Annotated in this window: 25 protein-coding genes; all 25 read right to left on the bottom strand. The window is 67.1% G+C overall.

Annotation, left to right across the window (positions count from 1 at the left end; all coding sequences use genetic code 11):
• Positions 1-11: 11 nt before the first annotated feature.
• The 25 genes from B7Y64_RS07150 to B7Y64_RS07030 all read right to left on the bottom strand — a co-directional run bounded on the left by B7Y64_RS07150 (position 12) and on the right by B7Y64_RS07030 (position 21,070).
• Positions 12-2,879 carry a conjugative transfer ATPase gene (locus B7Y64_RS07150; RefSeq protein ID WP_033448777.1) on the bottom strand — a complete coding sequence of 956 codons (2,868 nt, stop codon included), beginning with the start codon at positions 2,877-2,879 and terminating at the stop codon, positions 12-14.
• On the bottom strand, positions 2,879-3,319 hold the full coding sequence (locus B7Y64_RS07145; protein WP_033448780.1) for a TIGR03751 family conjugal transfer lipoprotein: 441 nt from the start codon (positions 3,317-3,319) through the stop codon (positions 2,879-2,881). Before B7Y64_RS07145 ends, B7Y64_RS07150 begins: the two co-directional genes overlap by 1 nt.
• Positions 3,300-4,718: a TIGR03752 family integrating conjugative element protein gene (locus B7Y64_RS07140; protein WP_033448782.1), complete on the bottom strand. Its 1,419-nt coding sequence runs from the start codon at positions 4,716-4,718 to the stop codon at positions 3,300-3,302. Before B7Y64_RS07140 ends, B7Y64_RS07145 begins: the two co-directional genes overlap by 20 nt.
• A complete protein-coding gene (locus B7Y64_RS07135) occupies positions 4,708-5,625 on the bottom strand; it encodes a TIGR03749 family integrating conjugative element protein (protein ID WP_033448784.1) in 918 nt (305 codons plus the stop codon). The genes B7Y64_RS07140 and B7Y64_RS07135 overlap by 11 nt, the downstream gene beginning before the upstream one ends.
• The gene (locus B7Y64_RS07130) at positions 5,622-6,314 is read right to left on the bottom strand and encodes a PFL_4703 family integrating conjugative element protein (protein WP_033448786.1); all 693 of its coding nucleotides are present in this window, start codon (positions 6,312-6,314) and stop codon (positions 5,622-5,624) included. The genes B7Y64_RS07135 and B7Y64_RS07130 overlap by 4 nt, the downstream gene beginning before the upstream one ends.
• Complete coding sequence (locus B7Y64_RS07125; RefSeq protein ID WP_033448788.1) at positions 6,311-6,721, bottom strand: TIGR03750 family conjugal transfer protein; 411 nt, start codon at positions 6,719-6,721, stop codon at positions 6,311-6,313. Before B7Y64_RS07125 ends, B7Y64_RS07130 begins: the two co-directional genes overlap by 4 nt.
• A 12-nt stretch (positions 6,722-6,733) precedes the next feature.
• Positions 6,734-7,093, bottom strand: a complete 360-nt coding sequence (locus B7Y64_RS07120; protein ID WP_023095489.1) for a TIGR03745 family integrating conjugative element membrane protein — start codon at positions 7,091-7,093, stop codon at positions 6,734-6,736.
• A gap of 16 nt (positions 7,094-7,109) precedes the next feature.
• Positions 7,110-7,343 (bottom strand): TIGR03758 family integrating conjugative element protein, encoded by a 234-nt coding sequence (locus tag B7Y64_RS07115; protein ID WP_003050225.1) that lies wholly within the window; start codon positions 7,341-7,343, stop codon positions 7,110-7,112.
• Positions 7,340-7,720: an RAQPRD family integrative conjugative element protein gene (locus B7Y64_RS07110; protein WP_033448795.1), complete on the bottom strand. Its 381-nt coding sequence runs from the start codon at positions 7,718-7,720 to the stop codon at positions 7,340-7,342. The genes B7Y64_RS07115 and B7Y64_RS07110 overlap by 4 nt, the downstream gene beginning before the upstream one ends.
• Before the next feature lie 98 nt (positions 7,721-7,818).
• Complete coding sequence (locus B7Y64_RS07105) at positions 7,819-8,568, bottom strand: TIGR03747 family integrating conjugative element membrane protein (protein WP_033448798.1); 750 nt, start codon at positions 8,566-8,568, stop codon at positions 7,819-7,821.
• Positions 8,565-10,757 (bottom strand): type IV conjugative transfer system coupling protein TraD, encoded by a 2,193-nt coding sequence (gene traD, locus B7Y64_RS07100; protein ID WP_033448801.1) that lies wholly within the window; start codon positions 10,755-10,757, stop codon positions 8,565-8,567. Before traD ends, B7Y64_RS07105 begins: the two co-directional genes overlap by 4 nt.
• Positions 10,758-10,761: 4 nt before the next feature.
• The gene (locus B7Y64_RS07095) at positions 10,762-11,301 is read right to left on the bottom strand and encodes an integrating conjugative element protein (protein ID WP_033448804.1); all 540 of its coding nucleotides are present in this window, start codon (positions 11,299-11,301) and stop codon (positions 10,762-10,764) included.
• Positions 11,298-11,888 (bottom strand): transglycosylase SLT domain-containing protein, encoded by a 591-nt coding sequence (locus tag B7Y64_RS07090; RefSeq protein ID WP_033448807.1) that lies wholly within the window; start codon positions 11,886-11,888, stop codon positions 11,298-11,300. The genes B7Y64_RS07095 and B7Y64_RS07090 overlap by 4 nt, the downstream gene beginning before the upstream one ends.
• Positions 11,870-12,595, bottom strand: coding sequence for a TIGR03759 family integrating conjugative element protein (locus tag B7Y64_RS07085; RefSeq protein WP_033448810.1), 726 nt, complete (start codon positions 12,593-12,595; stop codon positions 11,870-11,872). The genes B7Y64_RS07090 and B7Y64_RS07085 overlap by 19 nt, the downstream gene beginning before the upstream one ends.
• 14 nt (positions 12,596-12,609) lie before the next feature.
• Positions 12,610-13,251: a hypothetical protein gene (locus B7Y64_RS07080; RefSeq protein WP_033448812.1), complete on the bottom strand. Its 642-nt coding sequence runs from the start codon at positions 13,249-13,251 to the stop codon at positions 12,610-12,612.
• Positions 13,248-13,847 (bottom strand): PilL N-terminal domain-containing protein, encoded by a 600-nt coding sequence (locus B7Y64_RS07075; RefSeq protein ID WP_033448814.1) that lies wholly within the window; start codon positions 13,845-13,847, stop codon positions 13,248-13,250. The genes B7Y64_RS07080 and B7Y64_RS07075 overlap by 4 nt, the downstream gene beginning before the upstream one ends.
• A gap of 227 nt (positions 13,848-14,074) precedes the next feature.
• Complete coding sequence (locus B7Y64_RS07070; protein WP_033448816.1) at positions 14,075-16,354, bottom strand: helicase-related protein; 2,280 nt, start codon at positions 16,352-16,354, stop codon at positions 14,075-14,077.
• Between the two features lie 135 nt (positions 16,355-16,489).
• Entirely contained in the window at positions 16,490-16,795 is a 306-nt protein-coding gene (locus tag B7Y64_RS07065) for a hypothetical protein (protein WP_033448819.1), read from the bottom strand.
• An 88-nt stretch (positions 16,796-16,883) separates the two neighbouring features.
• Positions 16,884-17,204 (bottom strand): hypothetical protein, encoded by a 321-nt coding sequence (locus B7Y64_RS07060; protein WP_033448821.1) that lies wholly within the window; start codon positions 17,202-17,204, stop codon positions 16,884-16,886.
• A gap of 51 nt (positions 17,205-17,255) precedes the next feature.
• Positions 17,256-18,389, bottom strand: coding sequence for a DUF6094 domain-containing protein (locus tag B7Y64_RS07055; protein ID WP_268258440.1), 1,134 nt, complete (start codon positions 18,387-18,389; stop codon positions 17,256-17,258).
• 40 nt (positions 18,390-18,429) lie between these two features.
• A complete protein-coding gene (locus B7Y64_RS07050) occupies positions 18,430-19,080 on the bottom strand; it encodes a hypothetical protein (protein ID WP_033448824.1) in 651 nt (216 codons plus the stop codon).
• 76 nt (positions 19,081-19,156) lie between these two features.
• A complete protein-coding gene (locus tag B7Y64_RS07045) occupies positions 19,157-19,417 on the bottom strand; it encodes a hypothetical protein (protein WP_033448827.1) in 261 nt (86 codons plus the stop codon).
• Positions 19,418-19,433: 16 nt separating this feature from the next.
• Positions 19,434-19,841 carry a hypothetical protein gene (locus tag B7Y64_RS07040; protein WP_033448828.1) on the bottom strand — a complete coding sequence of 136 codons (408 nt, stop codon included), beginning with the start codon at positions 19,839-19,841 and terminating at the stop codon, positions 19,434-19,436.
• Positions 19,842-19,944: 103 nt separating this feature from the next.
• A complete protein-coding gene (locus B7Y64_RS07035; RefSeq protein WP_033448831.1) occupies positions 19,945-20,286 on the bottom strand; it encodes a hypothetical protein in 342 nt (113 codons plus the stop codon).
• Between the two features lie 94 nt (positions 20,287-20,380).
• The gene (locus tag B7Y64_RS07030; protein ID WP_033448834.1) at positions 20,381-21,070 is read right to left on the bottom strand and encodes a DUF3275 family protein; all 690 of its coding nucleotides are present in this window, start codon (positions 21,068-21,070) and stop codon (positions 20,381-20,383) included.
• Positions 21,071-21,093 lie beyond the last annotated feature (23 nt).

The raw sequence follows: 21,093 nt of genomic DNA, 5'->3' as shown, positions 1-21,093 counted from the left end.
CGTTCTCCGGTTTACGACAGTTCCAGGGCCGGCGACTCGATGCCGCGGGCCTGGTCGATCTTCTCGGCCACCTTGAAAGCCGCTTCCAGTTCGGTGCAGCCGTACTGTTGCATGAGCTGGTAGCGTTCGGCCTTCTCCTCGGGTTCTGTCTGCGCGAGGGCGAGGTACAGGCTCGGCGGCACGGCGCGGAACAGCACTTCCATGCTCTTGGAGAGGATGACGCCTTCGGTGAATTTCCCCGCCTCTTTGCGCGCCGAAAGCATCAGCGCCTTCTGCGCGGGCGAGAGTTCGCGGAACCGCGCGATCTTCTCGACTTCATCGGGTGGCATGCTGAGACAGATCCACCACTCGATCATGTTGAGCATGGGCTCCGCGGCGCGCGGCAAGTCGTCGATGTTCTGCGTCGCGAGCCAGAACCAGGCCCCCAATTTCCTCCACATCTTTGTAATTTTCACGACGTAGGGCGCGAGCAGCGGGTTCTTCGTGATGATGTGGCCTTCGTCGGTGACGTTGATGATCGGGCGGCCCAGGTACTGGTCGCGCTCGGCGATGTTGTTCACCGTGCTGATCAGGCTGATGTAGGCGATGGAGAGCTGGGCGTTGTAGCCCTCCCGTGCATAGGTCGCCAGATCGACCAGGGTGATGTCGGCTTCGGGCCACGGCGTGCCGTCGCGGTCGAACATCTCGCCGTCCGTGCCTTGGCAGAACATATCCATCGCGTCCGCCATCTCCAGCAGCCGCACGCGCCGCATTTCGGGCAGCGTCGGGTCCTGGCCGCGGGTGCGCAGCGCGTTGCGCACGTCGCGCGTGAGCACCGTGCGCTTCTCGGCCACGCAGTGCTCGGCGGCGTCGAGGATGCACTGGCGGATCAGCGAGCGGTCGGCCCGCGTCATCCGGGCTTCTTCCTTGTCCTCGCCGCCCGTGATCATCAGCCGCGCCGTGATCTCCAGTTCGCCGAGCACGTCGCGCTGCTCGTCCGCCTCCATGGCCGAGGCGTCCGGGGGCAGGTCCTCGTCCAGCGCATCAGCATCGAGGGTCTGCACGTCGCTCGGCGTTTCGATCAGCCGGCGCGCATCCGCGAACGGCGCGAGGCTGATGCCGGAGCCTGGGGCCAGCTTGACCCGGTTCACCGTTAGCCCGAGCCTGCGTGCGAAATCGCTGAACAGCCCGAAGCTGTTGCCGGCCTCCACGATGAACAGCCGCGGGCGGTATATCGCCGTGACCTGGTTCAAGAGGTTGTTGAGCGTCGCTGACTTGCCCGAGCCGGTGGGACCGAACAGGAAGAGATGGGCGTTCATCTGCCGGTCCAACCTGTTCAAGGGGTCAAACGTAATCGGGCCGCCACCACGGTTGAACATCGTGATGCCGGGGTGCCCCGTGCCTTGGGCGCGGCCCCACACCGGCGACACGTTCGCGATGTGCTGCGCGAACATCAGTTGGGTGTACCACCTGCGCCGATCCTGGCCGGGGTTGTAGCAGCACGGCAGCCAGCGCAAGTAGCTGTTGAGCGGTGCCACCTCGTCGTCCTCGCGCACCGGCTGCAAGCCGGCATTGAGCATCACGTTCGCCAGGTCCAGGCCGCGCCGGTCCAGTTCCGCTTCGTCGCGTCCGCGCAGGTAGAACGCCAACGTCCCCCGGTAGAGCTTGTGCGCGCTGCCGATGAGGGAGCGGGCTTCCTGCACGTCCTTCAACGTCTGCTCCGACGCCAGTGTCTCGCCCACCGCCTTCTTCGCCAGGTGGTTGAGATCCGCTTCCAGGACATCCTGCGGCGTGGCGACCATCGTGAGACAAAGCAAGGTGTCTTCCGGCATCTGGTCGAACAGCGTGTTGATGGCATCCCCTTTGCGGGTCTCGCCGGTCAGGTGTCCGGTGCCGGGCGGCATGCGCAGGCGGTCGGTGATCAGCACGCGGTGCGGCATGCCATCGAAGTACCAGGTGCCATGCTCCACGTCGGAGCGTGGCTGGCCGAAGAACAGCCGCTGGCTGAAATCCCGCCCGCTCGCCAGCTCGATTTCGCCGTCCTCGGCCTCGTCGGGGTAGCGCGCCATCGCGTAGAAGCGCTCCCGGTCCTCTGCACTCGGCCCAAGCATCGCGGGGCGCGGATTGAACCACCGCAGCAGCCAGTCGTGGACGTCGGCTGCGACCATGCGCCGTGCCTGGATGCCGGCGTTCGCCAAGCCGCCGCACAGGCGGTCGCAGACGATGTTCAGCATCTGCTCGGGCGTCTGGCCGCGGCGGCTTGCCTGCCCGGTGGCACGGCGATAGATCACCATGCGCACCCGCCGCGTCTGGCCGCGCCAGCGCAGCCGCGTGACCACCGTGTCCTCGAACAGGCCGCCCGGCTTGGCGACCGCGCGCAGGTGGTGGCCGAAGAAGCGCAGGTAGAACTCGGTGAATGCGGTATCGCGGGCGCGCGGCTGCACGTAGTCGCGCAGGGTCTGCATGTACTGGTCGAAGCTGGGCTCGTCCTGGGCGTAGAGCTGGAGCACCCAGGGGTTTTCGTCCAGCTCATCGAACGAGTCCTGGAGCGCGTTCTCCAAGGCATCGCGGGCATGCGCGAGCCAACCGGGTTCCCGGCCCTCGGTGCCCAGCGGCACCAGCTCGTAGAAGGCAGCGACCGACTGCCCATCCTCCAGCAGCATGGACTTCGACTGCGGCAGGAACTCCACCCAAGGCAGCAGTTCCGCGAACGACGGCGCGACGTCGTACAGCGCCTGCTCGTCGGCTACCGTCGCCGGCCTGCGGCCCTGTACCGCTGCACCAGGTTCGGGGATGCCGGCCTGGCGCAAGGCATCGACGTGGCGCTGCCAACCGTCCGGCTGCTCGTCGTCGCTGGTGCTGGATGCGGTCAGCTTCGGCCAGGGAAGTTTCCAGCGCATCAGTAGTCCTCCACGCGCTCGCCCGGCATGGCGTACTGCACGCGCTGGTACAGGGGGAAGACCGTCGTGTAGCCCGGCACAGGTACAGGGTCCGAGCCCGCCAGGTGCGGATACACATACATGACGAGATCGGGATTCGGCAGCCGGTGGAACTGGCGATAGACCTCGTTGCGCGCGGTGCGCGTGTAGCGCATCTGCTCGGCGGGCGCGGCCTGCACGTCGGCCTCGGTCAGCGGCCGGCGCAGGCTCTGGCGGGCATCGAGCAACTGCCGGCGTGCCGCCTGGCCGGCGCTCCCGCCGCCGTCGCCGGCGTTCTGCTGCCAGATGTCCATCATCGTGCTGTCGCCGTGGGGCAGCAGCTTTTCCTTGCTGGTGGCGCAGCCGCCGAGCACCGCGACGGCGAGGGCCAGCGCCAGGCCCCTATTCAAGTTCGAGAGCATGGCTTTCTCCTGCGCGGTGATCGACCTTGCGGCCTTCGGGATCGAAGTCGATGGCGAGCGGCTTTTCGAGGTGGACGGCGACCTTCGCGCCGGGCTGGACATAGACGGCCGCGAACGCCTGCCCGTACAGCTTGTTCACCCAGTCCGCCATGTCGCGCACGCCACCGGCCAGGATGCGGCCCACGGCCTCGTTGCCCGAGATGCCGACGCTGCCGATGGAACCGTCGGCGCCCACGTAGGACATCTGGCCGCTGTCGCTGTCGATCAGCGAGGCCACCCCGGCACCGGCCGCGGTGATCAGGGCCTGCGAGCCGAGGTACTGCTGGGCGTTGCTGCGCCGCTCGCCGCTGACGCAAGGGATGCCATACGGGTCGCTGATCCAGCCCAGGCCGTCGCGCTGCTGGTTGTTCTGCTGGTTGCCGTCGCGGTCTTCGGGAATGGTGCGGATCGTGCCGTCGTGGAACACGAAGGTGATGCTGCGCACCTGACCGCGCACGCACGAAAGCGTCCAGTCGCCCGACGCGGTTCCGCTGAACACAGCGCCGGCCACGTCGGGAATGTCGATGCCATTGGCGGTCAGGTTGTCCGGCCCGACCAGTACCTTGAAGGGGTACGGATCGTTCACCGTCCCGTCGATCGGCACACGACCGATCAGCGCCGTCATCGCGACCGACCCCATCAGCGTCGAGTTGGTTGGCACGGTATAGACCGGCTTGGCGCTCTTGACGCCTGCCGCACGTGCGCCGGCGTTCGCCACGGTTTCCGCTGTCGTTTCCAGCGTGCTTTGCGCCGGGCCGAAGCTCGTCGGGAAGCTCATGCCGCTGCCCGCGCCACGACTGCCGTTGCGTCCCTCGGTCTTCTTCGCGTCGTCCGGCTCGACCCAGCGCATGCCGCCTTCCATGCCGGCCTCGTCGCCATCGCGCAGCCCCAGGCCCACGGGCAGATCGGCATGGCCGCCGCCGCGCCCGCCGATGCTGTCCAGACGCCGCTGCAGGTCGGCGAGCAGCCCTTCGGTCTGCTGGCGCGCACTGGCCGCCTGTTCCTGGTCGCGGCGCAGGTTCGAGCGCTCGGATTCGAGGGCCGAATTGATGCGCTGATCGATGGAGTTCTCGCGCTGGCGCAGCCGCTGGTTTTCCTCGCGCTGCGACTTGTTGTCGGTCAGCGCGGTCTGAAGCTCGGTGCGCAACTGCTTCACTTGGGCGACGAGCGTTGCCACGGTATCGCGCGGGGTATCGCCTTCGATGCCCAACGCCTTCATTTCCTCGGGCGTGAGCTTGGAACCGGCATCCGCGGCGGGCGGTGCCGACGTGCTTCCGCCGGAGAACAGCCGGATGGCAACGAACAGCACCAGCAAGGCGACCGGGATCATCAGCCACTTGAGCAAGCCGTTACTGCGCATGGCGGGCCTCCTTGCCTTCGTCGGCTTCCGCTTCCGGCTGTGGCAGGTGCGCAGCCGGGTCGAAGCGGTGGATCGCCGGCAGCAGCGATTGCGCGAGGCTGTGCCCGCGCGTCACCAGGTACAGGACGGTCGTGTCCTCGGGCGTCCCGCGCGGGCCGAGCGCTTCGTGCTGGAAGGTGGCGGTGAGGAAATCGCCTTGCAGCACGCGCGGGTCGAGCGTGACCCAGCCGCGGCTGCTGTTGGTCAGACGCACGGCGGTGACCCACTGGTCTTCCAGACGCCACGACGCGAGAGCGACCGCGCGCACGGGCAGCGTCGGCATCAGCGTGCTGAGGTCGAGGCCACGGCGCAGGTTCACCCGCATGACGCCCGGCAGCGGCTCCACGGTGCGCAGCGGCGCGTAGAGGTTCTGCGCAGCAAAGCGCGTCAGGACGACCGGAACCGGCGTCTCGCGCCGCGCTGCCCGCGTACCTGCCTGATCCTGGGCGCGTGCCGGGGCCTCATCGGCACCGCCTGGCTGATCACCATAGCGCGCCGGGGTGCTGCTGCCCTCGACGATGCGCACCGGCTCCAGCTCGGCTTCGCCGTCCTTGGGCGGCTCGGCCGCGATGTCGAGCAGGATCAGCGCGCCCGTGTCGGCGTCCTGCAGTTGCAGCCGGGTGGGCTCGATCGGCTCGCTTGCGCGCAGGTACACCGCGCCACCCGCGCTCTGCACGCGCAGGCGTTCGCCCACGCCTGCGGGCACGCCCACGCGGACGTTCCGGTCGATGAACACGATGCGCTCCTGGCCCACCTTCAGCGGCACCGCGAGCGGCATGCGTTCCCAGCGCAGAATCTCCACAGCATGGGAGACGGGTGCCGCGGCCACGGCCAGCAGCCCCAGCAGCACGAGTACAGGATGCTTCATGGGGTGTTTCCTCCTTGGGGCGCTTGCGGAGACAGGCCGCCCGGCGCCGGGCGCGTCGGCTCCGGGGCGCTGATGCGCTGGGGCGCACCGTCGTAGCAATCCAGCGCCAGGCCGAACGGGTTGCGGGCGGGATCGACGTCCACCCGCGTGACTTTCACCGGGTAGCGCACGAGCGCGCGCTTGACCTGCTCGGCGCCGTAGTACTCGTCGGCGGTGATGTCGAGCGTCACCACCCAGTCGCGGTCGGAGACCACGCGCACGCGCGCCGTGGGGTCGTCACCGTACCCGCGGCCGGGGATTTCGTAGATGCCGCGCACGCGCTGGCGCAGCTCGCCCGTGCTGCGGCGGTAGTCGTAGTCCGCGCGCAGGAAGGCCTGGCAGGACGGGGTGAGGTACGGCGAGAGCGTGTGGAGGTTGCGCGCGTAGTCCTCTTCGCCGTTCGTCGGCCAGCGGTTCAGGGTCTGGAACACGTAGAACGTGAACGCATAGACCGATTCGGGCGGCACTTCCCACCACTTTCGGGTACTGCCGGAGCGCAGGTCGGGCGGGACGTGGATGGTCAGGTCGCGCGGCGCGCTCCACCAGCCGCCGCCCATAACCAGGGCGACGATCACCAGCGCGCCAGCCCCCAGGCGAAGCGTCTTGATGTGCGCCTGCAGGTGGGTGATCTCGTTCTTGAAGCGGCTCATCGTGCCCCCCTTGCAACAGACCTTCGGGTGGACCAGAAGCCGGAGCGCGAGATCAGCACGTGCCCGCCTACCCAGCCCGCCATCAGCGGATGGCGCGTGGCGATGCGCCATTGCAGTTGCCGGTACAGCCAGGTATCGGGACGCCCGCGCTTGAGCCGGCGCAGGATGCCGCCGCCGATGAAGACGCCCAGGGCCACGCCCAGGACGACGAACGTCGGCGCGATGGCGATCGTGCGGAACACCCAGGACAGCGGCGAGCCGACCAGCAGGCCGGCGGCGCCGGACAGGCCGCAGCAGATCCACAGTTCGTCGGCGGTGAGGCCGCGCACGACAACGGGATGGCGGTTGAGCCGGTGCGGAAGGAACGTGACCGTCCCGTCCGCACGGACGTGCTGCTGCTCGGACATACCGGCCTCGCCTTACAGGATGCCGGTGGCTTCGGTGAGCAGCCAGATGCCGATCACCAGCAGCACGGCACCGATCGCGACGGTGAGGCCGAACTGGCCCCAGGTCTTGCGGCCGGTGTGGATTTCGGCGTAGGTGCCGTAGGCGTGGTAGCAGACGCCGATAAACATCGACGCCACGACCAGGAGGGCCACGAGCATGATGATGTCGTAGCCGTAGTTCCTGATCGTTTCCATGATGCCGTTGCCGGTGCCGCGGGTCGGGTTCTCCAACTGCGGCAAGCCTTGCGCGAACGACAGCGCGGGCAGCGCAGCGGCGCCCAGCGCCACGGCGGCGCGCTGGGCAAGACGGGAATGGAGGATGCGGTTTTGCATGGTCGTGCCTTTCAGGTCAGGAGAGGAGGAAGAAGCTCAGGACGAGGTACATCGCGACGAAGCGGATGCAGACGCCGAGGAACTGGCGCTGGTTGAGGCGGCTCTCGGACCACCCCACGTAGGCCGTTCGGATGGCCCAGACGCCCCACACGAGCAGGACCGCGAACACGACGCCGACCAGGACGGTCGCCATCGCCGAAGGCGCGATGCCGCTGTTGGCTTGAAATGCCGAGACCTGGGCGCCGTTCATTGCTTGGCTTCCGTAGCCGTCGGTGATGGCGAGGCGGGCCGCTCGGTGCGGTAGTCGCCGGCCAGTTCGGAGGGGTCGCGCGGCCGGGCACGCGACGGTGTGAGATGGGCCTGGATGCCGGCGCGCACGCGCGCCAGGTCAGCCAGCAGCCGCGGGTAATCGAAGTGGTAGCGCTCGCCCGGCTGGATGGGGGCACGCGCGGCGCTGTCGGCGACGGTGCGCTCCAGGGCGTCGAGCTGGCGCAGCGCCGCGACCAGCTCCTGGCGCTGTGCGGGGGACTCGGCCAACGCCATCGGGGACTGACCCAGCAGCAGGGCCGTCACGAGAAAAATGGGCACGCCGCGATGCGCGGCGCGCTGCCAGATCGGAGCCAACATCGCGCCATTCCTGTGTGATCAGCAATGGCTTGATCGTGGGCAGCGAGGGGCTTTTAGGCCGCAAACAATAGGAATCCGCGGATGACCGGATTGATGACCTAGAGGTACTTCTTGAAGCTGCCTGCGGTCAGGCTCACGGCCAGTCCCAGCAAGGCGGCGCTGGGCAGCAGGATCAGCAGTGGATGCACAGAGATCGGCAAGGCCAGGTACGTGACCCACGGCAGTACGGCCAGCGGCATCAGGCTCGCCTTCGCGCGGTGGTAGATGAAGCCGGATTCCCGGCCTGCGCCGAACCGGCGCACGTCCCGCCGCACAAGACCGTCGATCAGGCCGACGAATGCCGCGGTGAAGATCAGCGGCAGCGTGAGCACCAGGACCAGCAGGCGCACGAGGAACGTAAGCGTCGTGAACGCGGCGGCGATCAGGTAGCTTTCGGTCCAGACATAGACCCGGCTGACGTAGTAGCGGAAGTTGCGTGTCTGTCCGTGGCTGGGCGTGCGCGCACGTTCGGCGGTCTGGCTCATGCGCTCCAGCAGCCCGGAGCGCACGAACACCCATTCGTAGCCGGTATCCACCAGCTCGTGCGCCGTGCGCCCCGGCTCCTGCACGACGACGCTGCGCGTGAAGTGGCTGGACAGGTGCCCCAGCTCGTACTGCAACATCTGCTGGGAATGGCGCCAGCCCTGGTCCTGCCAGAACAGGTGCATGCCGACGCACTCTACGACGATCGAGAACAGCAGCGAGCCGACCAGTACCCCGAGCAGCCGGAAGGGCAAGGTGATGGTGCCGACGATCAGGCCCTGGCGCTGGTTCTGCTCCCGTTGCGCAGTCGAGGCGGCGTCTTTCATGGCGAAGCCTCGTCGGCGGCGCTGTCGCCCGTGGTGGTGGTCACCACGTCTGGCCCGGGCGCAGCGGCATCGTCTAGCAGGTCGTCGGGCAAGGCTGCGTCCTGCAAGACCGGGGAACTGGTGAACTCCCACCACTGCGTCGCTTCGCTGTAGCTCTGGCGCATGTACCCGGCCAGTTGCTGCAAGTCTGCCGGCATCACCTCGTCCGGGTCCGGCGCCGGCAGCGGCATGCGCACTTTCCAAAGCTGGCCGCCCTGCAGCAGTGCGAAGCACTGGCCCTTGGGCAGGCCGACGACATGCGACGGCTCGATCATCGGCACGCTGGACATGCTGATGCGATCCTGGGTGTTGCTGGTGAAGTCCGTCGCCCCGCGGATGTCCGAGCTGTCCGTCGCGCCGCTCACGATGGTGGTCGTATAGACCTCGACCTTCGGTAGTTGCCGGGTCAGCAGTTCAGCGGTCGCGGTCTCGCGCACGCGCAGCACGAAAAGGTTGTTGAAATTCCCGATCACCTGACCGGCCTTGGCGCGGTTGCCGATGCGGGCCTCGATGTCCGAGAGGGTCTGCGTGTACGCGGTGACTTGCAGGCCGGCACCGCCGCCTTTGTTGATGAGCGGGATGAACTCGTCGCCCATCAACTCGTTGAACTCGTCGGCGTGGACATTGATCGGCACGCGCGCACCGGCCGATGCGCCCGGCAGGCCATCGTCAATCCCGTGCTTGTAGATGTGCCCGGCGACCGACACGAGATCGCTGAACATCGAGTTGCCGACCGCAGCGGCGACCTCGGCGTCGGACAGTGCATCCAGGCCGACATAGACGATGGCCCTCTTACGGATGACCTGCATCCAGTCGAAGATCGGCCTGGGGTCGTTGAGGTTTGAATAGTTGGGAGCCAGGAGCTGCGAAATCTTGCCGCTGGTGAGCTTCTCCAGCAGCGGCAGGAGGCTGGCGACGATCTTGTCGAAGTACGTCTTGTCGTAGCGGACGGCGGAGCGCAGGCCATCCAGCACCGGGTCATAGTTGCGCGCCTGCGAGAGGTACTGCTCCAGCGCCACCACGCGCTTCTCGCGCCCGATCATGTTGCGCGGGATGTTCTTCTCGTTGAGCTTGGCCTCGATCTGGACGATCACCTCCCAGGCCTTGGGCTCCGTCTTGGCGAAGTAGTGCTGGGCGTACTCGATGAACAGCGCGTCGATGTTGATGACGTGCCGCTGGATCAGCATGTAGTCCGGGCGCTGTCCCAGCTCCACCAAGGCCCGGGCGATGATGTTGACGAAGCGCCAGGCGAACTCGCGGAACGCCGCGCTGTTGCCTTCGCCGGAAAGCTGCCCCGCGACGCGGGTGGCCACCTCGCTGATGCGGCCGAAGCGCCCCACGGCGTTGTAGCGCGCGGAAATGTCCGGCCAGCCCAAATGAAAGACGTAGAACTCGCCTTCGCGGCCCGCGCGCTTTGCCTCGACGTACATCCGCTTCAGGAGATCGGCATCGCCCTTGGGGTCAATGACGATCACCACCTCGTGCTCGCCCGCGGCGTTCACGCGTCGGATGTCCTGGGTCACGAACAGTTCGGCCAGCCGGGTCTTGCCGACGCGCGTGGTGCCCAGCACCAGCGAATGCCCGACGCGCTCGCCCAACGGCAGGCTGACATCCACCTCCTCGGGCTCGATGCCGTGCAGGCGCGGCAGACCGCCCACAGGCGGCAGCGGCCGCACCGGGTTGAAAGGCACGTCCCAGCCGGTGAGCGCTGGCAGCCGGGACAGCGGGAACGGCGCGAACTCCAGCCGTTCTTCCAGACGCCGCGCCAGCCGGTACGCGGGCGTCGGCTCGACGTAGCGGCGGAACTCCGGCCGGTACGTCTGCATCAGCCTATGGGTGTGCTTCTGCTCCCACAGGAAACCGCGCCCGACGAACAGCCGCTGCTGGCTGACCGGCACGTCCTTGCTGGTCATCACGTATCGAGGCAGGCGGCGGATGTTGCGCCGGTAGCGCAGGATGACGCGGGCATCGCGGTAGCGGATGGCACCGTAGGCGCCGAACGCCAGCGCGCTGCCGACGCCCATGGACGGGCTCAGCGCGAGCGACCATGGGGCCACCAGGGACAGAAACGCGGCGCCCGCGCATGCGGCAACGGTGTATAGCTCCACCGCTGGGCGTAGCAGTACCTCGACCGGCTGTTTCCCCGACATGGCTTCATTGCTCGATGCCGGTGGCCGTGATCAGCGCCGGGTAGTGCCGCAGGCCCAGACGCTCGGCCAGGTCGTCGCCGGACACAGGCGCGAGCGGCACACCGGGCACCAGGGCGCGCAGCAGCGCCAGGCCCTGCACGGTCTCGACGTTGACCACCAGGCCGACCGCGCCGCGCTCGCGCAGCGCTGCCGCCTGGCTGCGCAGCCAGGCCCGGGATGCCTCGTCGTCGCCGACGACCACGAAAGGCCGCAGGCCCGGTGCCTCGATGACCCGCCGCGCGACGGTGCCGGGCGTGAGCTTGGCGCTGCGCACGGGTAGCATCGCGGCCTCGTCCGCCGGCGTGGCGAGAACCTGGGGTGTCGGGATCGGCGGCCGGGCCGGCGCGTTGGCGCGCGGCTGGAGGTTCAGGGCTTCGTAGTACGGCAGCGCCGACGCGCCGCCACGGTCTTCGACCACGATCAGCGGCTCGCCGGCAAGCGAGGCCAGCGGCAGGCCCGCCAGCAGTACGAGCAGGCCCCGCAAGGCCAGATGGGATGTCGTCATGGGGATGTCTCCTGGCGTGCGGCGAGAACCGCGGCGGTTGGGCGTGCGCCCTGCACCCGGGCGAGGTGGCGCGACACGCTGCGCCGGTAGCGGGCGGCAGGCTCGCCGCCCGCAGGACGGTGGTAGCGGCCGATCGCCAGCAACCAGTCCTCGCCGGGGGTGTGCTGCTCGCGCAGGATCTCGGCAGCGATGGCGAGGTTGCGGTACGGGTCCAGCAGGTCGCACGCGCTGGCGTAGCGCTGCTGGTGGTAGCCGAGGTTGATCTGGCCCAGGCCGGCGTCGATGCGCGTGTGCGGCGTGGAGCGCATCACCTGCTGCAAGCCCGCGCAGGCATCGGCGCGGGTTGCATAGCGGCGCGACTGGCCGGCGACATTGAGCGACCACGGCCACGGTACGATGCGCCCGTTGCGCCGGATGCCGCTCTCCTGCAAGGCCACGGCGTAGAGCACCGTCGAGGGGATGCCTGCGCGCTGTGCGGCGAGCTGGTAGGCCGGTGGCGGAACCTCCTGGGCCTGGGCGACGCAGGCGCACAGGCCAGCGGCGAGCATCAGTGCGCGCAGGAGTGCGGCTATGGCTGGCGCTGCCATTGGCCGTTCACCTCGCGCACGACCGCGGGCAAGTCGCCGGGCAGGCCCAGCGACAGCCAGCGGCCGCCGTCGTGGTTGAGCGTGATGGTGCCGCTGCGCACGCGCGCCGGATCGACGTTCGCGCGTTTGGCCCAGTCGCGGATGCGCGCATCGTCCTGGCGGCTGCCGACCATGTACAGGTCGAACTCAGTCCCCGAGGATTGCAGGCGCTGTACGAGCTGCCCGCAGGCTTCGCAGCCGTCCTTGACGAACACCGCCGTGCGGCCGGAGCCGCGCGTGGCTCCGGCGATCGGCTTGTCGTCGGGCAAGTTCACCCGCTGCATGCCGGGGTTCAGACGCTGCCAGGCCTCGTCGTAAGCCCTCTGGTAGGCGAGCAGCTTCTCCACGCGGCGCGCTTCGACCTGCACCTGCAGCTCGGCGTAGCGGCGCCGTTCTTCATCGGTGCGCGCCTCGATGCCCAGGGCCGACAGCGGGTCCAGGTTGGGCGAGTAGATGCCCAGTGGCCCGTCCATCAGTTCGCGGTAGCGCGCCCACTCCTGCGGTTGCAGGCCCCAGTCGCTCGCCACCCGGTCATCCAGAACGCGAGCGACCAGCGGGCGCTCCTGGCTCTGTGCATTGCGGGCGGGTGCCGCAGGCGGCTGCTGCGCCCAGACGGGCCACTGGGCGGACGCCAGCAGGAGCGCGGAAAGGAAGATCGACGGCTTCATGCGATCTGCTCCGGTCAGGGAATCGCCACGCGGCGGGTCTGGTCGCCGGCCTGGAACACCGCGGTGTTGCCCTCGACGACCTGCAAGCGCCACGGGCCGACGGCATCGCCGGGTAGCAGCACCTGAAGCTGGTCGGGCGTGAAGTCGCCACTGCTCGGCGCGACGGACACGCTGCGCTCGCCGGCGCGCAGTTCGGCACCGACGATGCGGAACGGGAGCGGCGGGGGTTCAGGCTTGGCGGCTGACTTGCTCGGTGCGCGCGGCTGGGCGGGTACTGCGGCGCGTGCGGCGGTCTGGCGCGCCTTGACCTGCTCGACTTCGGCGCGCAGTACCTGAAGGTCGTCGGCAGCGGCATAGGCGCTCAGCGATTTCTCGACCTGGGCCGCGCGTGCTTCCAGGATTTGGCGGGTGTCTTTGAGGTCTGCCGCCGTGGCGACGGCCGGACGCTGCTGGATGGCCTCGACGATCTCGGCCAGGCCCGTTGCCTGCGCTTCGAGGCGTTGCAGGCGGGAATCGAGGCGATCCTGGTCGGCCTGGTCGTTCATGGCCTGGTAGCCCAGGGCCATCAGAACACTGAGGCCGATCAGCCAGAGCCACATCAGGCTCTGCACCACCACGGTGGCCGTTGAACGATGGGTGGGCTGCGGGCTGTTCATGGCTGGCCTCCCGATGCCGCGGGTGCCAGCGGGAACGTCTGCACCGCCTCGGTGGCGGGCGGCGCGGGTGCGTTGTCGGCGGTCATGCTGTCGCCGGGCCGCTCGAAGCAGATTTGCCGCGCGCGGTCATCCGCGTGCAGTTCCCAGGCCGGACCAGCCAGCGTGAGCAGCGCATCGCGCAGGGCCATGGGGCCGAGGTGCAGGTGCGCCGCCGGCAGCGGCAGTGCGTACAGCTCGATCACCGCGTGCGCCGTCTGGCATAAGCCGTAACCGCTGCGCTTGAGCACATGCCGTAGCCCGTCGCCGACCGTGGCGCGTGCATCCTCGGGCATGGCGACATCGATGGTCTGCAACAGCAGGTCCCGCTGCGCTGCTGTCGGTGCCAATTCCACGAGGGTGTAGCGGCCGTAGCGCACGACGGGGATGTAATCGGGCGCCTCGGGTACGGGCGCGGCCGAGATTTCCTCGATGGTGTCGGGCGCGACCGGCGCGCTCGTCGTGGCGCAGCCGCCAGCCAGCACCGACCAAAGCAGGCCGAGAAAACCCGCCAGCAGGCGGCGTTCGGGATGGTGAAACCAAGGTGGAGAGGGGCACATGGCGCGTCGTCCTGAAACATCGAGCCCTCACCATCGCCGCTCGGGCCACGAGCGGCAGCAAACAATGCGAACCAGGCAGCGCCCGATTTCCCGGCAGCCTCCCTCCAAAGAAAAAGGCCCCCGAAGGGGCCAGTGAAGATGCAGCCACGTCCACGGAGACCGTGGGCGTGGCTGCAAGGTGGGAACAATGGAAAGCCGGCGGCGCGAGGCCGGCGTTGGCGTGGGGATCAGGCGGCGACAAGTTGCCGGGCCAGTGCGACCTCGACGGAATCACCGTCTTGGTTGAGCACATCGAGGCCCGATTCGGGCACGTCGCCCGAGGTGGACTGCGAGACCATGATCTTCTTGGCCATCAGCTCCAGGCAGGTCATCTGCGAGGAACCGGCGTAGCCCAGGTAGATCACGCGCACCGGCTGTTTCTGTCCGATGCGCCAGGAGCGGCGTGCCGCCTGCTGGAGCGAGTACACGTTGTAGCCCGACTGCATGAAAACGATCGTCGGGAAGTCCAACAGGTCCAAGCCCGTCTTGACCAGCTCGGGGTTGGTGATGAGCACGTCGATGCCACGGTCCAGTTGCTCGGCGATCCAGTCCTCGCGGCGGCTGGCGTCCACGCTTGCGCGCAGCACCGCCACCCGAAAGCCTTCTTGCTCCAGCAATACCTTCAAGCGCGACGTGGTGTCGCGCGTGCCGGTATAGACCGTGTAGGCCAGAACCTTGCGGCCCTGCGCCTTCTCTTCCTTGCAGATGTCGATCAGCTCGCGCTCTTTCGGCGTCACCTCGAACTCGTTGAACTGAGCCGGGACGAACGCCAAGGTGTTGCGCGTGCGCGGATGCACTACGGTTTCCGACCGGAAGCAGCAGTCCGGCCAGGCCAGCAGCACGTTGAGCACCACACCCAGCAGCGTCGTATCGCGTCGCGCCAGAGCCTGTTTCAGCTCTGCGGTCAGCCGACCCGCCAGGTCGCGGTAGGCCGCGGCTTGCGCCGTGTCCATTGCGACTTCGCGGAACTCCTCGTCATACGGCGGCAGGACGTTGCCGCCGATGTCCTTGAGCTTGAGGAAGATCGTGAACGGCAGGATGCACCGCAAGACCCCCTTTGGCCCGAAGCCGGGAGCCTTGACCGTGCGCACCGATACCTTGGTGCCCCTGGCCGTCTTGTGCGCCGTGCCGGTGCTTTCGGAGTAGATGTCCTTGAGGACCCCGTGGTCCCTCATGAACGCCATGGCCGCCGAGGTCATGCTGCCGCTCGTGGTCGGGCGGTAGCCGTCTTCGATCATCCGCCCAGGCAGGGCTCGGAACAGCAGGTAGAACAGGTCGTCCCCGTAGCCGCCCATCAGCGTGCCTGTCAGCAGCAAGGTCTTGCGAGCCTTCGCCGCCAGCACGCCCATAGCCTGACCCTGGGCACTGCCACCGTTCTTGTACTCGTGCGCCTCGTCCGCGATGCACAAGTCGAACGTGCCTTGCGGCAGATAGCGCTTGATGAACTCGGACGGCTGGTAGCCGCCTTCGCCAAAGCCGAACTCCATGTTCGCCATCGCTCTTTCCATGCGATGCGCCTGGCGGTCAGAGAAGACCAGTTCGCCGTTGCCATCCATCAAGTTGATGAACTCGTGGATGTTGTCGCCCAGCATCGACGCCAAGAACCCGTCGCCGAACTTCTGCATCAGCTTCTGCGCAGTGACTTCCCCGATCGTCGGGATGCGCTTCAAGGCTTTCAGCACGGCCGAGGACTGGTCGCTGCCGGACAGGCTGCGCGGGCGGATCAGTGTCCACAGGGGGGCGGCGCAATGGCTGCACTTCCTGCGGTATTCCTCGGCTTGGAGCGCGACCGGGTTGACCGGCTCGCCGTCGAGGTCGGTGATGACCGTGCCGCAGTCCGGGCACGCCGCCACGTTGCCGTGACGGGTACGCCGCTGGGTGAAGACGGGCTTCCAGTGGAACCCCATCCGCATCCTGACCCGGCCCAAGACAAAGAACTCCTGGCCCGTGGGCTGGACATTCAACTGCTCGCGCAGCTTGATGAGCTTGACGAGCGTGTCCGGCCCGTTGAGCACCCACACCTTGGCGCCTGCCACCGTCTCCTGGATCTCGCGCCGCCACTTGTAAACAAGGTGCGGCGGCGAAAGAACCAGGGTGCGGCGGTAGCCTTCGGCGTTGAGCACAGCGGCCGTGGCGATGCCGACGGTCGTCTTGCCGCAGCCCATTTCGCCATTGACGATCGCGGCGCGTTCGCCACGGTCGATCAGCAGCTCGGCGGCGGCGTGGACGACTTCGGCCTGGGCCGGGAACAGCTTGCGCTTGAGGCTGGCGACGACGAGTTGCCGGTGCGCCTGCGGCTGGCCGTTATAGACCGGCGGGTTGGCGCTATTGAGGGCGTCGAGCAGTTCGTCGCCGAACTCGCCGACGAAATCCTGAAGGCTCAGGGTCAGAGGGGAAGATTCCGCATCGAGCAGTTCGCCCTGTACGGGCGCGGCTTCAACGGCAGTGGTTTCGAGATCGAGGGACATGGTGATGCTCCAATGAAAAATGGGGCATGCACCACCCCCAGCGGGGCAATGGCATGCCCCGCAGTGGGAAGGAAATCGGCGCTTGGCCGAGGTGGTCGAAGTTGCCGGCCGTGGCGGCCTGCTGGTGAATCGTGCTCAGTCTTCGGACGGCAGCACGATGACGGTGGCGCTGCGCTGCGCATCGGTGACGATGCGGATGGCCAGCCCCGGATGGATCACGTAGCGGGATTCCAGCGATGCACCGGATTGCAGTGCAGTGCTGTTGGCCTGCCATTGCTGGATGTTGACGTCGCCCCAGTCGCCACGGGTGTGGCGCCTGAAGTACGGGATCGGGTCGAGGCGACCCGTTCGGACCAGGCGATCGATGCCCCTGCTGAAGATGAGCGCACCGATTGGAAACGCCAGCCTGTGGCAGTAGGTTTCAATGCGATGTGATGCCATGGGCTCCTCCTTGATGAGTCATTGAGCCACGACACCCCTGGCGGAGTGAAGTGGCTCCGGCAGGTGGATGAAGACGACAATGGTGCTGTCAGATCATGTCCCGTTCTTCGGGAAGCTGGATCACCGTGGTCTGGTGGTCCTCGCTGGTTTTGACGATCAACACCAGTTCGGGCGTGATCCTGAAGTGGGAGATCATCGGATCGTCCCCACGGATTGCGACATCGTTGGCTTGACGGGTGGCCTCATCGGTCTCGCCCCAGTCACCGCGCACATGGCGCTGGACAAGAGCCAAGGGGTCGATCAGGCCTTTGCGGGCCAGCCAATGCACCTTTTCGCTCAACTGCAACGTACCTGGTGCGAACAACGGTTGCTTCTGCGGCGCGGGCCGCTTGAACAGGCTTGAGAACATGGGTGTTTCTCCTTCGAGGTGGTACAGCAGGACGGCAGCGCGTCCGGTGGACTAACGGATGGTCAGGACCTCGCCCCGTGTCGCGGAGCCAGGCGTCATGTCCCACGCGCGGATGACGGGTACGAACTTGTCGGTGAGGATGCGGGTCTCGGCGATCGAGCCGTCTTCGCGTTCGGTGAATTCCCGCTGGAGCGTCTTGTCCTTGTGGGTGTCACCTTTGACGACGAGCACGCGGCCGGTCTTGGAGCGCACAACCCCCGAGATCGCGCCCGCGGCCAGAGCCAGGGCGAGATGCCAGTGGGACAAGGCACGCGCCGGCGGACGCAGCGACTGCTGCGCGGCCCCCAGGTGCGTGTCCAACGACGGCCAGAGGCCTTGCAGCCGGCCGACTTCATCGGCGAACTGCTCCGGCTCCATCGTCACGCGGAAGAAATGCTCCGGCTCGGCCGGACTGGCGGGGACGATGTACGGCAGGAACGGCCATTCGATCGGCAGCTCCTCGGCTTCGACTTCGCCAAGCCCAACCTGCAGCAGCAGATTGCGCACGGCCTTGAGACCATCGGGTGCCAGTTCACGCTGACGCACCCTGCGGCCGAAGATCACCACCTGCTTGAACTGCGTCTCCACCGCTCGGTAGATCCGCAGGTCCGTGTAGTGGCGCGTCAGCCAGCCGACCAGCTCCGCGTCGAGCACGTAGCCGGGGACGATGAAGACCAGCACGCCGCCGTACTGCAACAGCGACAGGCTGCGCTGGTAGAACAGCTTTTCGAGGCGGGCACGGCCCTGGCCCTGATAGCCGATGTTGCCGTTGACGTCCTTGGACAAGTCGCCATACGGCGGGTTGAGCCAGAGCAGCCCGAACGACTGCTTGGAGATCATCGTGTCCATCAGGTCCGCGTGCAGGCAGTGATCGATCAGGCCGCGGGCATGGCGTGCCCGCTCCGCGTCGAACTCGACGGCGAACGCCTTGGCCTGCTCGCGCCCAAGGGCATGAGCGGCTTCGGCGATCGCCACGCCTTCGCCGGCGCAGGGATCGAGGACGCACATCGGGCCATCGCTGGGCATCAGTGCGGTGAGGGCTCTTTCGAGGGTGGGTTCATCCGTGGGGAAGTACCCGTTCTTCACGAAATTGCGGGCGAGCCGCGGGAACATGAGGGCCATGGAAGTCTCCTGGTTGGCGGGGATGAAGTGCGAAAGCACGCCTTGGCGTGCTCTCGCGGGTGGGTCAAGCCGCTACCGCTTCCGGCGTCCAAATCTTGGCCGGATACGGATAGGCGGTGAGCACGTCACTGCGGATCAGGGAGCCCAGCGCCAGGGTCAGCGCCGGCACGTCGATGGCGAGCCGATGGCCTTCCAGCGGCCCGAGGGCGAACGGAAGGCGGGCCAGCATCTCGCGGGTCTGTAACAGCTCCAGCACGGTTTCGCGCCAGTGGTCGAGCAGCGGCAGTGGGCAGGTGTCCCGTACCAGTATCCACAGGCGGTCAAGCCGGTGGGCGCTGCCCTTGGGCAGCAATGCCAGTGCGCTGGCGTTGGCCTTGTCGGGTTTGACGCAGCGGCGGTCGAACAGCCACACGTTGGACAGCGAACCGAACAGCGTTCGCCGGTAGGCGCGGGTCATGCGCTTTTCCAGGCGATCGACGTTGCCGACGAATACCGGGACGCTGCCGCCCTGGTCGGTGATGACGTGGAACTGGTCCAGGCCCTGCTCGTCGCGCCCGAGGGTCAGACGAGCGAGGAACTGCTGGATGGCGGTGTCGCGCGCCCAGATCGACAGGAAGATCAGATTGCCCTGGTCATCGCCGACGCAAGCGTCGGCCATCACGTCGGAGCATTCGTCGATCCGATACAGCGTGGTGGAAGAAGTGTTTGCGGGCATGGTGGTGTCCTCGGATGAACGGGAACAGCACCGCCCGCTGGGGCAAGTACTGCCCCAGGGGGTGGAAGAAAACCGCTCAGTCCGGCTCGAACTGCCGGGTGTGCGGGTTGAAGTGAAGCGCCTCATCTACCGAAGTGATTGGCGTGAAGCCCTCCAGGTAGATGTTGTTGAGGTACTGGTCGCGGTAGGCCAGTGCCTGCCGCCCCTGTTCGTCGGTGAGGCCGTTGCTGATGAAGTACTCCAGCATTTCCTCGTCGGAAGAAACTTCGTCGTTGGACAAACTCCCTTCAACGAGCTTCAGCAGCAAGGGCGGGAGCGCAGCCAGGATCGGGTCCATGTCGGTTCCTCCTGGCTCAGGCCATCAGCGCTGCGGTGGGTGCCGCAGGTGCCATGGGTGTGCGCCGCCGCGCGTGGTAGGCGCGAACGCCTGCACGCCAGTCGGCGGACTGTTCTGGTGCGAGGTCCAGATAGGACAGCGGGCACGAGTAGTAGTACGGGTGCATGGACTCGTCCAGCGGCTTGTAGCCCCACTGACCGCCGCTGCGTTCGAGAAGATCGCAGCGGATGTAGCGCAGGGATTGGCCCGGCGCCAGATGACGATGCACGCCTTCGACCTTGGCCGTCACTTCCGTGACGGACCAGAGGACGTTGCCGCGCAGCGCGTGGGCAATGACCTTGACGCTGGCGCGCTCGGTCTCTTGCGGTGCGATCAGTTCCGCGATCAGTTCAGATCGCGATTGGGGGGAAAAATACCAGCCCATGAGAGGCCTCCTGAAGAATGGAGCCGGAGGCCTCCCCGTGGGGGAGAACCCCCAGCGGGTGATGGAATGCCGCGCGTGCGGCGAAGGAACCTATGCTTTGCCCTTAGTCCCAGTCGTCATCGTCGCGATCACAACCGGCCGGGCAGTAGCCGAACTCGATCCCGTGAGAGCAATAGCCATGCTCCGCATTCCAGTCCTGGGTTTCCTGCCTTTCGGCAGGCGTTGCGTAGTCCCATTCCCGGGCTGCGATTTCCAGCGCTTGAGTGCGCTGGTCCTGCGGCAATCGACTGGCTTGCGCGTCGATTTCCGAACTGAAAAGCGTGACCCAATGATCCCAGGACAGGCCGCAACCACGCTGGGCGTGCTCGGCGGCCGTCTTGCAGACAGCGCGCCAGGCGGTTTCGTCCAGCGTGGAATGAGGTGCATCGCAAGCGATGGTGGACATGATGGAGACCTCCAGAAGAAAGCCGGAGCCTCCCCCGCATGGGGAAGGAACCCCGGCGGGTGGATGAAGAACACCGCAGGTGCGGCGTCTGCGATCACGCAGGTTGCAGTTCGGCCTGGCGGCTCCACTCCTGCGTCTTGAAGTCCAGCGTGTAGCCCAGTTTGCCCAGGCGGGCGATCTGCGCGCGCAAGGTGCGGCGGTCGATGGTCGAATCCAGTTTCACGGACTCACCCAGCGGCCAGAGCAGCCCGAACAGTGCGGCGTCGCCATCTTCGGTGCTGCCGGGGGCAGCAGCCGCAGCGGGCGTCGGCGCATCCACGCCGAAAGGCGTGGTATCGACCATCGGGTCCGCGGACGCCTGCACGGATGCGGGCTTGGCGGGTCTGGATGCCTTGGCGGGCTTGGCCGGCGTTGCCGCAGGCTGCGCCCCCAGTTCTTCATCGAGCGGATCGATGTCCTGGGTGGAAAAGCTGCGAATATCGTCGCGGCTCAGTTTGTCAACGCCGAAGAGCGTCATTCCATCCAAGTTGCAACGAATCTCGAACTTGATACCGCCCCGCATGGGGATCGGATTCGGAAAGATGTAGCGGATCACGAACTCCCCGTCGTACTTGCCTTCGGGGTATTGCTCCAGCTCCGCGTCCTTCACCGCGAAGTTTCCGATAGGAGTGACGAGGTAGCCGACGCAGAACGGACCATTGCGGCCGTGGATTGTGCGAATCGAAAGCTGACCCGATACGACGATGGGCGGGACTGACCTTGCGGATGCCGATGTGACTGCCATGATGGTTCTCCTTGGGGAATAGG

The sequence above is a fragment of the Acidovorax sp. 35-64-16 genome, from assembly GCF_002281195.1.
GTDB lineage: Bacteria > Pseudomonadota > Gammaproteobacteria > Burkholderiales > Burkholderiaceae_C > Acidovorax > Acidovorax defluvii.
The sequence above is the reverse complement of the archived record's forward strand: the minus strand, read 5'-3'. Positions and strand labels throughout refer to the sequence as shown.